The following is a 16364-nucleotide window of genomic DNA, read 5'->3' as shown; positions in this document are numbered from 1 at the left end:
AGGTGAAGATCCGTGGGTTCCGGGTGGAGTTGGGTGAGGTCGAGGCGGTTCTGTCGGCTCATGCGGGGGTCGAGCAGGCGGTCGCGCTGGTCCGTGACGGACGGCTGATCGCGTACGCCGTCGGCGACACGGATGCCACCGCTCTGCGCGCATTCGCTGCCGCTCGCGTGCCGGATTACCTGGTGCCGTCCGCGGTCGTCGTCCTGGACGCGTTCCCGTTGACGGTGAACGGGAAGGTGGACCGGGCTGCTCTGCCGGTGCCGGATCTGGGGGCCGGTGCCTCTCGTGGGCCGGCGACTCCTACGGAGGAGGCGCTGTGTGGGCTGTTCGCCGAGGTGCTGGGCCTGGAGAGGGTCGGCGCCGAGGAGAGCTTCTTCGAGCTGGGTGGTGATTCGCTGCTGGTGATGCGGCTGATCGCCCGTGTCCGCTCGGTGTTGGAGGTGTCGGTCGGGGTCCGTGAGGTCTTCGCCGACCCGACCGTGGCGGGAGTCGCACGGCTGGTCGACACCGCCGGGGCCTCGGCGGGAGTCATCTTGGCGCGCCGGGAGCGCCCCGAGCGCGTACCGCTGTCCTTCGCTCAGCAGCGGATGTGGTTCCTCAACCGGATGGACGAGACGGGGGCCTCCGCCTACAACCTGCCCTTCGCCCTACAACTGACCGGCAGTCTCGACGTCGAGGTGCTGAAGTCGGCACTGGGTGATGTGGCGGATCGGCACGAGAGTCTGCGCACGGTATTCCCGGACGTGGAGGGCGTGCCGTATCAGGAGATCCGAGAGGGTGCCGAGGGGCGTCCGGAGCTGGTGGTCGTCGAGGCCGGCGAGCGCTGGCGTGACGCCATGCAGGACGAGGCCGGTCGTGGCTTCGACCTCGCCGTCGAACTGCCGTGGCGGACGACCCTGTTGAGGGTCTCGGCGGCGGAGTGGGTGCTCCTCCTGGTGGCTCACCACATCGCGACTGACGCCTGGTCGATGGGCGTACTCGCGAACGACCTCCAGAACGCCTATCGCGCACGGCTGTCGGGTGCCGAACGCGAATGGGAACCGCTCCCCGTCCAGTACGCCGACTACGCCCTCTGGCAGCGCGAGGTGCTCGGCGAGCTGGACGACCCGGAGAGCCCCGGTGCCGGGCAGATCGCTTACTGGCGGCGGGCGTTGGAGGGAGCGCCGCAGGAGACGGCGCTGCCGTTCGACCGGCCGCGTCCGGCGGCACCCTCGTTCCGCGGTGGTCAGGTGCCGGTGCGGGTGGACGCGGAGACGCACGCCCGACTGACGGAGCTGGCGGCGCAGGGTGGGGCGACGATGTTCATGGTCGTGCACGCCGCGCTGTCGATACTGCTGTCGCGGATGGGAGCGGGGGAGGACATCTGCGTCGGCACTCCGGTCGCCGGCCGCTCCGACGCACAACTGGAGGAACTGGCCAGCCTTTTCGTCAACACGCTCGTCCTGCGGTCCGACTTGGCGGGGAATCCGTCCTTCCGGGACCTGCTGGCGCGCATCAGGGAGACCGACCTCTCGGCGTACGCCCACCAGGACGTGCCGTTCGAGCGGCTCGTCGACGAGCTGAACCCGGCCCGTTCCGCCGCCCGCAACCCGCTGTTCCAGGTGATGCTGGCCCTCCAGAACGTGCCCGAGCCGCGCTGGGACCTCGAAGGGCTGGCGGTCGAACAGGTTCCTCACGCAGAGGACCTCGCGGCCCGATTCGATCTGTCCCTCTCGCTGAGCGAGCGCCGGTCGGAGGGCGGCACGGCCGATGGTCTGCGGGGCGGCATCCTCTACGCCGCGGATCTGTTCGATGAGGCGACGGTGCGTGGTCTGGCCGGGCGGTTGGTGAGGGTGCTGGAGCAGGTCGCGGCCGACCCGGGGCTGCGGCTGAGCGACCTCGACCTGCTGGAGGAGTCCGAGCGGGCGGCGGTCGTGGACGAGTGGAACGCCACCGCGAGCGAGGTGGACACCTCGACTGTGCTGGCGCGGTTCCGTGCAAGCGTGGCCAGGGCACCGGAGGCGGTCGCGCTGTGGTCCGAGGGCCGGGGCCTGTCGTATGCCGAGGTGGATGCGCGCTCTGATGCGTTGGCGCGTGGGTTGGTGGTGCGGGGTGTGGGGCGCGAGTCCCGGGTGGGGCTGTGCTTGCCGCGTGGGGCCGAGATGGTCGTGGCGATGTTGGGGGTGTGGAAGGCCGGTGGGGCGTACGTCCCGCTGGACCCGGAGTACCCCTCGGACCGGCTCGCCTACATGGTGACCGACAGCGCGGCGCAGCTGGTGCTGGTCGCGCAGGAGACCGCCGGGCGGGTGTCCGCAGGGGTTCTGCTGGATGAGTTGGCGAGTGATTCCGGCGTGCTGCCGGAAGTTGGCTGCGACCAACTGGCCTATGTGATCTATACGTCGGGGTCGACGGGGCGTCCCAAGGGTGTGGCCGTCGCGCACGCCTCCGTGGCCAACTTGGCGTCGGTGATGCGTCCGGTGCTCGGCGTCGAACCGGGCGTCACCGCCCTGCAGTTCGCGTCGTTCAGCTTCGACGCGGCGGTGCTGGACGTGGCCGTCACCCTCGCCGCAGGCGGCACGCTGGCGATCGCCTCCGCCGAGGAACGGCTGGACCCCGCCGCCCTGGCCGCGATGCTTCAGGCATCCAGCGTGACCACGGCGAGTGTGGTGCCGTCGCTGCTGGGTGTGCTGGAGCCGGGGGCGGCCCCCGGGGTCGGCAACTGGGTGCTGGGTGCTGAGCGCCTGGAGGCCGGATTGGCGGCCAAGTGGCGTGCAGCTGCCCGGGTGTGGAACACGTACGGCCCGACCGAGGCGACCGTCATCACCACCGCCGTACTGCTGGAGGCGGGCATCACGGGCGAGGACGCCCCGCCCGCCATCGGCCGGCCCCTCGGGAACGTCCGCACCTACGTGCTGGATGCCTTCCTCCGTCCCGTGCCCCTGGGCGTGCCCGGTGAGCTGTACATCGCGGGTGACGGTCTGGCCCGGGGTTACGTCAACCGTCCCGATCTGACCGCCGAGCGGTTCGTGGCCTGCCCGTTCGATGAGGACGGTGGCCGGATGTACCGCACCGGCGACCTGGCCCGCTGGACGGCGGACGGCCAGCTCGCCTTCGTCGGCCGTGCCGACGAGCAGGTGAAGATCCGTGGCTTCCGGGTCGAACTCGGCGAGGTCGAAGCCGTACTCGCCGCCCACCCCCACGTCGACCAATCCGCGGCACAGATCTGCGACGGCCGTCTGATCGGCTACGCCGTCGGCGCCACCGACACGGACGACCTCCGTGCCTTCGCCGCCACCCGGCTGCCGGACTACATGGTCCCCTCGACGGTCGTCGTGCTCGACGCTCTGCCGCTGACCGTCAACGGCAAGGTCGACCGTGCCGCCCTCCCGGTGCCGGATGTGGGCGCCGGTGCATCTCGCGGGCCTGCGACCCCGACGGAGGAGGCGCTGGCCGCGCTGTTCGCCGAGGTGCTGGACGTGGAGAGCGTCGGTGCGGAGGAGAGCTTCTTCGAACTCGGCGGCGACTCCCTGAAGGTCATGCGGCTGATAGCCCGCATCCGCTCGGCGCTGGAGGTGTCGGTCGGCGTCCGTGAGGTCTTCGCGGAGCCCACGGTCGCGGGGATCGCCCGGCTGGTCGACACCGCCGCCGCGTCGACCGGTGTCGTGCTTTCGCGCCGGGAACGCCCCGACCGGATACCGCTGTCCTTCGCACAGCAGCGGATGTGGTTCCTCAACCGGATGGACGAGACCGGGGCGTCCGCTTACAACATGCCCTTCGCTCTCCGCCTGACCGGCACCCTCGACACCGAGGCCCTACAGGCAGCGCTGGGGGACATCGCCGACCGGCACGAGAGCCTGCGTACCGTCTTCCCGGACATCGAGGGAGTGCCGTACCAGGAGATCCGCGAAGGTGCCGCGGGCCGCCCCCGGCTCCAGGTCGTCGAGGCCGGCGAGCAGTGGCGGGACGCCATGCGGGGCGAGGCCGAGCGCGGCTTCGACCTGGCCGTCGATCTGCCGTGGCGGACCACCCTGCTGAAGGTCTCCGACACGGACTGGGTCCTGCTGCTGGTCGCGCATCACATCGCCTCCGACGCCTGGTCGATGGGCGTACTCGCCCGCGACCTCCAGACGGCCTACCAGTCCAGGCTGGTCGGTCGGACGCCGGGATGGGAGCCCTTCCCCGTCCAGTACGCGGATTACGCGCTGTGGCAGCGCGAGGTGCTCGGCGAACTGGACGACCCCGAGAGCGCGGGGGCAGGTCAGATCGCCCACTGGCGGCGGGAGTTGGAGGGGGCGCCGCAGGAGACCGTGCTGCCCTTCGACCGGCCGCGTCCGGCGGTGCCGACGTTCCGCAGTGGGTCGGTGCCGGTGGACGTCGACACGCAGACGCACGCCCGACTTGCCGAACTGGCCGCGCGGGGCGGCGCGACGATGTTCATGGTCGTGCACGCGGCGCTGGTGGTGCTGCTGGCCAGGATGGGTGCCGGAGAGGACATCTGCGTCGGCACTCCCGTCGCCGGGCGCTCGGACTCCCAACTGGAGGACCTCGCCGGGTTCTTCGTCAATACGCTCGTCCTCCGCTCGGACGCGTCCGGTGACCCCACCTTCGGTGACCTGTTGGCGCGTATCAGGGAGACCGACCTCTCGGCGTACGCCCACCAGGACGTGCCCTTCGAGCGGCTCGTCGACGAGCTGAACCCGGCCCGTTCCGCCGCCCGCAACCCCCTCTTCCAGGTGATGCTGGCCCTCCAGAACGTGCCCGAGGCGCACTGGGACCTCGAAGGGCTGACGGTCGAGCAGATCCCGCCGGCGGAAGACCCCCCGGCCCGTTTCGACCTCTCCCTGACGCTGAGCGAGCGCCGCTCGGACCACGGCTCGGTCGATGGTCTGCGGGGCGCGATCCTCTACGCCGCCGATCTGTTCGACGAGCAGACCGTCGGCCGGCTCGCGGAGCGGCTGGTGCGGGTGCTGGAGCAGGTCGCGGCCGATCCGGAGCTGCGGCTGAGCGCGGTAGAGGTACTGGAGGAAGGCGAGCGCCACGCGGTCGTCGAGGGCTGGAACGCCACGGCGAGCGAGGTCGACACCTCGACTGTGCTGGAGCGGTTCCGTGCCGGGGCGGCGAGGACACCCGAGGCGGCCGCGTTGTGGGCGAAGGGCCGGGCCTGGTCGTACGGCGAGGTCGATGCCCGCTCCGATGCGTTGGCGCTTGGGCTGGTGGCGCGGGGTGTGGGGCGCGAGTCCCGGGTCGGCCTGTGCTTGCCGCGCGGTGCCGAGATGGTCGTCGCCATGCTGGCGGTGTGGAAGGCCGGTGGGGCGTACGTTCCGCTGGACCCCGAATACCCGTCTGAGCGGCTGGTGTTCATGGCCGCCGACAGCGACGCCGAGCTGGTGCTGGTGACGGCCGAGACCGCCGACCGCCTGTCCGCGGAGGTCCACACCGTCCTGCTCGACGAGCTGGAAGGAGGCGCGGGCGAGCTGCCGGAGGTCACCGCCGATCAACTGGCTTATGTGATCTATACGTCGGGGTCGACGGGGCGTCCGAAGGGTGTGGCTGTCGCGCACGCCTCCGTGGCCAACTTGGCGTCGGTGATGCGTCCGGTGCTCGGGGTCGAACCGGGTGTCACGGCCTTGCAGTTCGCGTCGTTCAGTTTCGATGCGGCGGTGCTGGACGTGGCGGTCACGCTGGCTGCCGGGGGCACGTTGGCGATTGCCTCGTCCGATGAACGGCTGGACGCGGCGGCACTGGCGCGCATGATCGAAGCGGCCGGCGTGAGCACGGCGAGTGTGGTGCCCTCCCTCCTCGGGGCGTTGGAGCCGGAGATGGTGTCCGGGATAGGCAACTGGGTGCTGGGCGCGGAGCGGTTGGAGGCCGGTCTGGCGGCCAAGTGGCGTGAGGGTGCGCGGGTGTGGAACACGTACGGTCCGACCGAGGCGACCGTCATCACCACCGCCGTACTGCTGGAGGCGGGCATCACGGGCGAGGACGCCCCGCCCGCCATCGGCCGGCCTCTGGGGAACGTCCGTACCTACGTCCTCGACGCTTTCCTCCGCCCTGTCCCTGTGGGTGTGACGGGTGAGCTGTATATCGCGGGAGACGGGCTGGCCCGGGGTTACGTCAACCGTCCCGATCTGACGGCGGAGCGGTTCGTGGCCTGCCCGTTCGACGCACACGGTGGCCGGATGTACCGCACCGGCGACCTGGCCCGCTGGACGCCGGACGGCCAGCTGGCCTTCGTCGGCCGTGCCGACGAACAGGTGAAGATCCGTGGCTTCCGTGTCGAACTCGGCGAGGTCGAAGCCGTACTCGCCGCCCACCCACAGGTCGACCGAGCCGTGGCGCTGGTCCGGGACGGCCGTCTGGTCGGCTATGTCGTCGGGGACGCGGACGCGGAGAACGTGCGGGCGAGCGCGGCCTCCCGGCTGCCGGAGTACATGGTCCCGTCGACGGTCGTCGTGCTCGACACCTTCCCGCTGACCGCCAACGGCAAGGTCAACCGTGCCGCCCTCCCGGTGCCGGATGTGGGCGCCGGTGCATCTCGTGGGCCTGCGACCCCGACGGAGGAGGCGCTGGCCGCGCTCTTCGTCGAGGTGCTGGACGTGGAGAGCGTCGGTGCGGAGGAGAGCTTCTTCGAGCTCGGCGGCGACTCGCTGAAGGTGATGCGGCTGATCGCCCGTATCCGCTCGGTCTTGGAGGTGTCGGTCGGCGTCCGTGAGGTCTTCGGGGAGCCCACGGTCGCGGGGATCGCGCGGCTGGTCGACACCGCCGCCGCGTCGACCGGTGTCGTGCTTTCGCGCCGGGAACGCCCCGATCGGATACCGCTGTCCTTCGCTCAGCAGCGGATGTGGTTCCTCAACCGGATGGACGAGACCGGGGCGTCCGCCTACAACATGCCCTTCGCCCTCCGCCTGACCGGCACCCTCGACACCGAGGCCCTACAGGCAGCGCTGGGGGACATCGCCGACCGGCACGAGAGCCTGCGCACGGTCTTCCCGGACGTGGAAGGGGTGCCGTACCAGGAGATCCGCGAGGGTGCCGCGGGCCGCCCCCGGCTCCAGGTCGTCGAAGCCGGCGAGCAGTGGCGGGACGCCATGCAGGAGGAAGCCGAGCGGGGCTTCGACGTCAGGGCTGATCTGCCGTGGCGGACCACCCTGCTGAAGGTCTCCGACACGGACTGGGTCCTGCTGCTGGTCGCGCATCACATCGCGACCGACGCCTGGTCGATGGGCGTACTCGCCCGCGACCTCCAGGGCGCCTATCGCGCCCGTCTTGGCGGGGCGGCCCCGGAGTGGGAGCCGCTCCCCGTGCAGTACGCCGATTACGCGCTGTGGCAGCGGGAGGTGCTGGGCGACTTGGACGACGACGGGACCGGTGCGGGGTCCGCGCAGATCGCGTATTGGCGAGGGGTGTTGGAAGGGGCGCCGCAGGAGACGGTGCTGCCCTTCGACCGGCCGCGTCCGGCGGCGCCGTCGATCCGCAGTGGGTCGGTGCCGGTCGGGGTGGACGCGGCGACGCATGCCCGGCTGACGGAGCTGGCCGCGCGGGGCGGGGCGACGATGTTCATGGTCGTGCATGCCGCGCTGGTGGTGCTGCTGGCCCGGATGGGCGCGGGGGAGGACGTCTGCGTCGGTACGCCGGTCGCGGGGCGGTCGGATGTGCAGCTGGAGGGGCTGGCCGGGTTCTTCGTCAACACGCTCGTCCTGCGCTCCGACGCGTCCGGCGACCCCACCTTCGGGGATCTGCTGGCGCGTATCAGGGAGATCGACCTGTCGGCGTACGCGCACCAGGACGTGCCCTTCGAGCGGCTCGTCGACGAGCTGGGCGTGGCGCGTTCCGCCGCCCGCAATCCGCTGTTCCAGGTGATGCTGGCGCTCCAGAACGTGCCGAAGGCGCAGTGGGATCTTCAGGGGCTGGCGGTCGAGGAGATACCGCCCGCGTCCGATCCGGCCGCACGCTTCGACCTGTCGGTGGCGCTGAACGAGTTCCACACCGCCGAGGGCGAGCCGGAGGGCATGCGGGGCGGCATCCTGTTCGCGGCCGATCTGTTCGACGAGGAGACCGTGCGCCGGCTGGCCGAGCGGCTCGCCCGGGTGCTGGAGCAGGTCGCGGCCGATCCGGAGCTGCGGCTGAGCGCCGTGGAGGTGCTGGACGAGGCCGAGCGGGCCACGGTCGTGGCGGAGTGGAACGCCACGGCCCGCGACGCGGACGACGTCAGCACGGTCGTGGAACGGTTCCGCGAGTGGGCCGCGCTGACGCCGACGGCGGTGGCGCTGCGCTCCCTCGACCGGTCGCTGACCTACGCGGACGTGGACGCGCGGTCGGATGCGCTGGCGCGTGGGTTGGTGGCGCGGGGTGTGGGGCGCGAGTCGCGGGTGGGGCTGTGCCTGCCGCGTGGGGCCGAGATGGTCGTGGCGATCCTGGCGGTGTGGAAGGCCGGTGGGGCGTACGTCCCGCTGGACCCGGAGTATCCCTCGGACCGGCTGGCCTACATGGTGACCGACAGCGCGGCGCACCTGGTGCTGGTGACGGCCGAGACCGCGGACCGCCTGTCGGCCGAGGTCGACACCGTCCGCCTCGATGAACTCGCCGACGGCTCCGGTGACTTGCCGGAGATCGATGCTGACCAGCTGGCCTACGTCATCTACACGTCGGGGTCGACGGGCCGCCCGAAGGGTGTCGCCGTGGCGCACGCCCCGGTGGCGAACCTGGCCACCGCCATGCGCCCGGTGCTGGGCGTCGAACCGGGGGTGACGGCGCTGCAGTTCGCGTCGTTCAGCTTCGACGCGTCCGTCCTGGACGTCGCGGTCACGCTCGCCGCCGGCGGTACGTTGACCATCGCGTCGGCCGAGGAGCGGCTGGACCCCGCCGCCCTGGCCGAACTGGTGGAGACCTGCGGGGTCGAGGTCGCGAGCGTCGTCCCGTCGCTGCTCGGGGTGCTGGAGCCGGAGATGGTGTCCGGGATCGGCAACTGGGTGCTGGGCGCGGAGCGGCTGGAGGCCGGTCTGGCCGCCAAGTGGCGGGCGCGGTCCAGGGTGTGGAACACCTACGGCCCCACCGAGGCGACCGTCATCACCACGGCGACGCTGCTGCCGAAGGGCCTCACCGCCCAGGACGCGCCGCCGCCCATCGGGCGCCCCCTGGAGAACGTCCGGACCCATGTCCTGGACGCCTATCTGCGGCCGGTTCCGGTAGGGGTGCCGGGCGAGCTGTACATCGCGGGAGACGGTCTGGCGCGCGGTTACATCGGACGCCCCGACCTGACGGCGGAGCGGTTCGTGGCCTGCCCGTTCGACGCGGACGGCGGCCGGATGTACCGCACCGGCGACCTGGCCCGCTGGATGGCCGACGGGCGACTGGAGTTCGTGGGCCGTGTCGACGAGCAGGTGAAGATCCGCGGCTTCCGGGTCGAACTCGGCGAGGTGGAGGCCGCGTTGGCCGCCCACCCGGAGGTGAAGACGGCCATCGCGGTCGTACGCGACGAACGGCTGATCGGGTACGTGCTGCCCGCGGCCGGGCTGACGCCGCGGACGGACGCCGTACGGGAGTTCGCCGCCGGCCGGCTGCCCGACTACATGGTGCCGTCCGCCCTCGTGCTGCTCGACGCCCTGCCGCTGACCGTCAACGGCAAGATCGACCGTGCCGCGCTGCCCGAGCCGGAGCGCGCGGCGGACGGTGGCCGTGGGCCCGCGACTCCGACCGAGGAGGCGCTGGCCGCGCTCTTCGCCGAGGTGCTGGACGTGGAGAGCGTCGGCGCGGAGGAGAGCTTCTTCGAGCTCGGCGGTGACTCGCTGAAGGTGATGCGGCTGATCGCCCGTGTCCGCTCGGTGCTGGAGGTGTCGGTCGGGGTCCGTGAGGTGTTCGCGGAGCCGACCGTCGCCGGTGTCGCACGGCTGGTGGACAGCGCCGGGGCGTCGGCGGGCGTCATGCTGGCGCGCCGGGAACGCCCCGAGCGCGTACCGCTGTCCTTCGCCCAGCAGCGGATGTGGTTCCTCAACCGCATCGAGGGCGCCGAGACCGACGGGGCGGGGGCGTCCGCCTACAACCTCCCCTTCGCGCTGCGCCTGACCGGCACCGTCGACATCGACGCCTTGCGGGCGGCACTGGGGGACATCGCCGACCGGCACGAGAGCCTGCGCACGGTCTTCCCGGACGTGGAGGGGGTGCCGTACCAGGAGATCCGCGAGGGCGCCGAGGGGCGTCCGGAGCTGGTGGTCGTGGCGGCCGGCGAGCGGTGGCACGAGCTCATGCAGGAGGAGATCGGGCGCGGGTTCGACGTACGGGTCGACCTGCCGTGGCGGGCCTCCCTCCTGAGGATCTCGGAGGGGGAGTGGGGCCTGCTGCTGGTGGCGCACCACATCGCCTCCGACGGCTGGTCGATGGGCGTGCTGGCGAACGACCTCCAGGCCGCCTATCGCGCACGGCTGTCGGGTGCCGAACCGGCCTGGGAGCCGCTCCCCGTCCAGTACGCGGACTACGCGCTGTGGCAGCGTGAGGTGCTGGGCGAGCTGGACGACCCGGAGAGCGCAGGCGCCGGGCAGATCGCTTACTGGCGGCGGGTGTTGGAGGGGGCGCCGCAGGAGACGGCGCTGCCGTTCGACCGGCCGCGTCCGGCGATGCCGTCGTTCCGCAGCGGTCAGGTGCCGGTGCGGGTGGACGCGGCGACGCATGCCCGGCTGACGGAGCTGGCCGCGCGGGGCGGGGCGACGATGTTCATGGTCGTGCATGCCGCGCTGGTGGTGCTGCTGGCGAGGATGGGGGCCGGGGAGGACGTCTGCATCGGCACCCCGGTCGCCGGGCGCTCGGATGTGCAGCTGGAGGGGCTGGCCGGGTTCTTCGTCAACACGCTCGTCCTGCGCTCCGACGCCTCCGGTGACCCCACCTTCGGTGACCTGCTGGCGCGAGTCAGGGAGACCGACCTCTCGGCGTACGCCTACCAGGACGTGCCGTTCGACAAGCTCGTCGACGAGCTGAACCCGACCCGGTCGGCGTCCCGCAGCCCGCTGTTCCAGGTGATGCTGGCGCTCCAGAACGTGCCCGAGGCGCAGTGGGAACTCGAAGGGCTGACGGTCGAGCAGATCCCTCCGGCGGAGGACCCCGCGGCCCGCTTCGACCTCTCCTTCTCCCTGGGGGAGCGGTGGTCCGAGCAGGGAGTCCCGGCCGGTATGGGCGGCGGCATCCTGTACGCGGCCGACCTGTTCGACGAGGCGACCGTCCGGGCGCTGGCCGGGCGGCTGGTGCGGGTGCTGGAGCAGGTCGCGGCCGACCCCGGGCTGCGGCTGAGCGCCGTGGAGGTACTGGAGGAGGGCGAGCGCGCCGCGGTCGTCGAGGGCTGGAACGCCTCCGACCAGCAGGTGGACACGTCCACCGTGCTGGAGCGGTTCCGCGCCCGTGCGGCCAGGGCGCCGGAGACGGTCGCGCTGTGGTCCGGCGGGCGGGGGCTGTCGTACGCCGAAGTGGACGCGCGGTCGGATGCGCTGGCGCGTGGGTTGGTGGCGCGGGGTGTGGGGCGCGAGTCCCGGGTCGGTCTGTGCCTGCCGCGCGGTGTCGAGATGGTCGTGGCGATCCTGGCGGTGTGGAAGGCCGGTGGGGCGTACGTTCCGCTGGACCCCGAATACCCGTCTGAGCGGCTGGTGTTCATGGCTGCGGACAGCGACGCCGAGCTGGTGCTGGTGACGGCCGAGACCGCGGACCGTCTGTCGGCGGAGGTGGACACCGTCCTGCTGGATGAGTTGGGCAGTGACGTCGGTGTGCTGCCGGAGGTGGGCGGCGATCAACTGGCCTATGTGATCTATACGTCGGGGTCGACGGGGCGTCCGAAGGGTGTGGCTGTCGCGCACGCCTCGGTGGCGAATCTGTCCTCCGTGATGCGTCCGGTGCTCGGCGTCGAACCCGGCGTCACGGCCTTGCAGTTCGCGTCGTTCAGTTTCGACGCGGCGGTGCTGGACGTGGCGGTCACCCTCGCCGCCGGGGGCACGTTGGCCATCGCCTCGTCCGACGAACGGCTGGACGCGGCGGCACTGGCGCGCATGATCGAAGCGGCCGGCGTGAACACGGCGAGTGTGGTGCCCTCCCTCCTCGGTGCGCTGGAGCCGGAGATGGTGTCCGGGATCGGGAACTGGGTGCTGGGCGCGGAGCGGTTGGAGGCCGGTCTGGCGGCCAAGTGGCGTGAGGGTGCGCGGGTGTGGAACACGTACGGTCCGACCGAGGCGACCGTCATCACCACCGCCGTACTGCTGGAGGCGGGCATCACGGGTGAGGACGCCCCGCCCGCCATCGGCCGGCCCCTGGGGAACGTCCGTACCTACGTCCTCGACGCTTTCCTCCGACCTGTCCCCGTGGGGGTGACAGGTGAGCTGTACATCGCGGGAGACGGTCTGGCGCGCGGTTACGTCAACCGTCCCGATCTGACGGCGGAGCGGTTCGTGGCCTGCCCGTTCGATGAGGACGGTGGCCGGATGTACCGCACCGGCGACCTGGCCCGCTGGACGGCGGACGGGCAGCTGGCCTTCGTCGGCCGTGCCGACGAGCAGGTGAAGATCCGTGGCTTCCGGGTCGAACTCGGTGAGGTCGAGGCCGCGTTGGCCGCGCACCCGGAGGTGAAGACGGCCATAGCGGTCGTACGCGAGGACCGCCCGGGCCGGCCGCGCATCGTCGGGTACGTCCTTCCGGAGGACCTCGCGATCGCGGCCCCTGAGCCCGCGAGTCTGCGGGAGTTCGCGGCGACGCGGCTCCCGGACTACATGGTCCCCTCGGCCGTGGTCGTCCTCGACGCGCTGCCGCTGACGGTCAACGGCAAGGTCGACCGGGCCGCGCTGCCCGTCCCCGACCCGGAGAGCGACGGCTCGGGTCTGCTGCCCCGGAACGGGACCGAGGCGCTGCTGTGCACCCTGTTCGCCGGGGTGCTGGGCGTCGACCGGGTGGCCGCCGACGGCAACTTCTTCGATCTGGGCGGCAATTCGGCGCTGGCGATGCACCTCGCGGGCCGGGTCCGGTCGGAGATCGGGGCGGAGCTGAACCTGAAGCAGTTCTTCGGCGATCCGACGCCGATCGGCGCGGCACGCCTCCTGGGCACCAGGTCGCGGCCCTCGCTGCTGCCGGTCGACCATGAGGGGGGCGAGGCGCCGGCGACGGCCGGACAGCGGTTCGTCTGGCGGCGGGCCGCGGCCGATCCCGGGACGCGGGCCCTTCAGTCGTCCGTCGCCCTGCGGCTGCGCGGGGAGCTCGACCGGGACGCGCTGCGGGCGGCGTTGGCGGATGTGGCCGCACGGCACGCCGTCCTGCGGACGGTGTTCGCCGAGACCCCGGACGGGGAGCTGGTCCAGCGGATCCTGGACGCCGACGATCCCGCGGCCCGCCCGGAGCTTCCGGTCGTCACGGCGACCGAGCGGGAACTGCCGGCCGTACTGGCCGCCGGTGCCGCCCGCCGGTTCGACCTCGCGAGCGAAACGCCCTGGGCGGCCACGCTGGTCGAGCTCTCCGACACCGACCATGTCCTGCTTCTCGTACTGCACCGGATCGGTGGCGACGACGCGTCCCGTGACGCGCTCGTCCGCGATGTCTCCGTGGCCTACGGCGCGCGCTGGGAGGGCCGCGCCCCGGAGCGGGCACCCCTGCCGCTCCAGTTCGCCGACTACGCGGTCTGGGAGAGCCGGCTGCTCGCGGGCGCGGACTCCGACGCGGAGACGGCGGCGGATACGGCGGAGAGCGTGGCCGGTGATCAGCTCGCGTACTGGAAGGAGACGCTGGCGGACGCGCCGCCCGCGATCACGCTTCCCGTGGACCGGCCGCGATCCGGGCGGCCCGCCCGGCGGACCGGCGCGGTGCCGCTGCGGGTGCCGGCTCCGGTGCACGTGCAGCTGATGGAGACGGCCCAGGCGCTCGGCGTGACCTCGGTCGCCGTGGTGCACGCCGGGCTGGCGATGCTGCTCGCCCGGATGGGCGCCGGCACCGATCTGGTGGTCGGCGCGGTGGCGCCGCGCCCGACGGGCGAGGGTGAACTCGAGGCCGTCATGGGCCCGTTCGCCGGGCTGCTGCCGCTGCGCACCGATGTCTCGGGCGACCCGACGTTCCGGGAGATGCTCGGCCGGGTCCGGGAGACCACCGAGGAGGCGGAGCGGTCCCGGGACGTGCCGTTCGCGCGGATCGCCGAGGCCCTGGGGGTCGCGGACGCGGCACCGGGCGACCCGCATCCGCTGGTCCAGGTGGTCCTGGACGTCCGGGACGACACCGCGGCGAAGTGGGACGTCCCGGCGGTCCCGGGGCTGGACGCCTCGCTCGTCGGCCTCGGCACCCCGGCGTCCGGGTTCGATCTGACGGTACGGCTGACCGACCGGCACCGGGACGACGGCGGGCCCGACGGCCTCGACGGCAGCCTGGACTACGCCGAGGAACTGTTCGACCGGGCCACCGCCGCCGCTCTCGTACGGCGTCTGCTCCGGCTCCTCGGACAGGTGGCGGCCGAGCCGGAACTGCGGCTCAGCCAGCTCGACATCCTGCTCGGCGAGTCGGAGCGGCGGCAGCTGACCGAGGACTGGAACCGCGGCGCGGCCCGGGTCCCGGACGGCACCGTGCTCCCGGCGCTCGCCGAGGCCGCGGCCCGTGAGCCGGGCGCGCCGGCCGTCCAGGACCGGTACGGCTCCCTCAGCCGCCGCGCCCTGGACCGGGCCGCCGCGTGGCTCGCCGCGGGACTGGACCGGCGCGGGGTGGGCGCGGGCGACACCGTGGTGGTGGCGGTACGGCCCGGCACCGACTGGGCGGTCGCCGTGCTCGGTGTCCTCCGGTCGGGCGCCCTGTGCGTCATCGCCGACCCTGACGCCCCCGAGGGGCCGTTGGCGGCGGCGGCCGGACTGGGCTGCGTGGGGCCGGCCGCGCTCGTCGTGTCGTCGGGTGACGCCGGGGCGGAGGCGGTGCCCGTGCTGCGGGTGGCGGACGCGATCCGGGCCGCGGGCAGGCGGTTGCGCCGTCCTGCCGTACTCCCGGATCCGCGGCCGTCCCAGCCGGCCGTACTGCTTCCCGCGGAGGCGCCGGACGGCACGTCGGTGGGCGAGCTGGTGGACCACCGGTCCCTGCTGGGCCGGGTGATCGACCGTCAGGCGGCTACCCCGTCGTCGGAGTCGGCCGCCGCGACGCTCCACCTGGACGCAGACACGCCGGTCACCGAGCTGCTCGTCGGGCTGCTGGCCGCGTTGAGCGGGGGGCGTACGGCGGTTGTGGAGGCCGCGGTTGTGGAGACCGTAGCCGATGGTTCCGCGCCGGTCCCCGCCCTCGCCCTGCCCCGTACCGCCCGCGCCTACGTGCTCGACGAGTGGCTGCGGCCGGTGCCCGTCGGGGTGGCCGGTGACCTGTACGTCGCCGGGCCGTCGCTGGCCCGTGCCTATGCCGGGGCCCCGGCCCGCACCGCGGGCAGTCTGGTCGCCGATCCCTTCGGGGCCGGCGGTGACCTGATGCTGCGTACCGGGCGGCGTGCCGCGTGGACCTCGGACGGGCTGGTGCAGCCGCGCGCGGCGCTGGACGGCGCGGCCGGGCTGACGGCGCCGCGGCGGGCCGGGCGGCGGCGGGACGACCTCGACGCGCTGCTGGCGTTGCAGCGCGGCGGGTCCCGGACGCCGTTGTTCTGCCTGCACCACAGCACGGGGCTGGCCTGGTCCTACGCCGCGCTGCTGCGCCACCTGCCGCAGGATCTGCCGGTGTACGGCCTCCAGACGCCCGGGTTCACCGACCGCAGGGCGATGCCGGGCAGCGTGCCGGAGCTGGTGGCCGACTACGTCGAGCGGATCCGCTCGGTGCAGCCCGAGGGGCCGTACCAGCTTCTGGGCTGGTCCTTCGGCGCGGTGCTGGCCCAGGCCATCGCCGCGGAGCTGGAGGAGCAGGGGCAGGAGGTCGCGCTGCTGGCGCTGCTGGACGGCTACCCCGGCGGACACCACCGCCGGGACGAGGACGGCCCGCGTCAGGACGGGGACGGCGACGGCGGCGGCGCGGCCGGCGTGGACGGCACGCTCGTCCGGATCGACGGCGCCGCGGACCAGGAGGGGCGGGCCCTGCTCGACGGGCCCGGGGCGATGAGCCCGCCGGCCGACTCGTTCACGGTCAACGTGGAGGAGACGAAGGAGCACATGATCCGGCTGGCGCAGGGGCACACCCCCCGGCGCTTCGGCGGTGGCGCGGTGCTGTTCCTGGCCACCCAGGGCGACCTGGCCCAGGTGTCGCTCGCGGCGGCGCGCTCCACCTGGGAGCAGTACATCGCCGAACCCATCGAGGGGGTCGAGATCGCCGCCGACCACGTCGGGATGCTGCGCGGCACGCACGCCGAGACCATCGGCCGGGAGGTCGCCCGGCGCCTCGTGACCCCGGAACCCACGTCAGACCGTAAGCCCGTGTCAGAAAGGTAG

General features: G+C 72.8%; 1 protein-coding gene (only partly in view). It reads left to right on the top strand.

Going from position 1 to position 16364, the window contains the following annotated elements:
* Nucleotides 1-16364: the 3' portion of a non-ribosomal peptide synthetase gene (locus CRP56_RS19455; RefSeq protein WP_097265742.1), read on the top strand. Its footprint begins 11983 nt before the window's first position; only the last 16364 of its 28347 coding nucleotides appear in the window; its start codon lies beyond the left edge, outside the window; its stop codon occupies nucleotides 16362-16364.

It is taken from the genome of Streptomyces sp. TLI_55, assembly GCF_900206255.1.
Taxonomy (GTDB): Bacteria; Actinomycetota; Actinomycetes; order Streptomycetales; family Streptomycetaceae; genus Streptomyces; species Streptomyces aquilus.
This window is presented reverse-complemented; position numbering and strand designations above follow the sequence as displayed.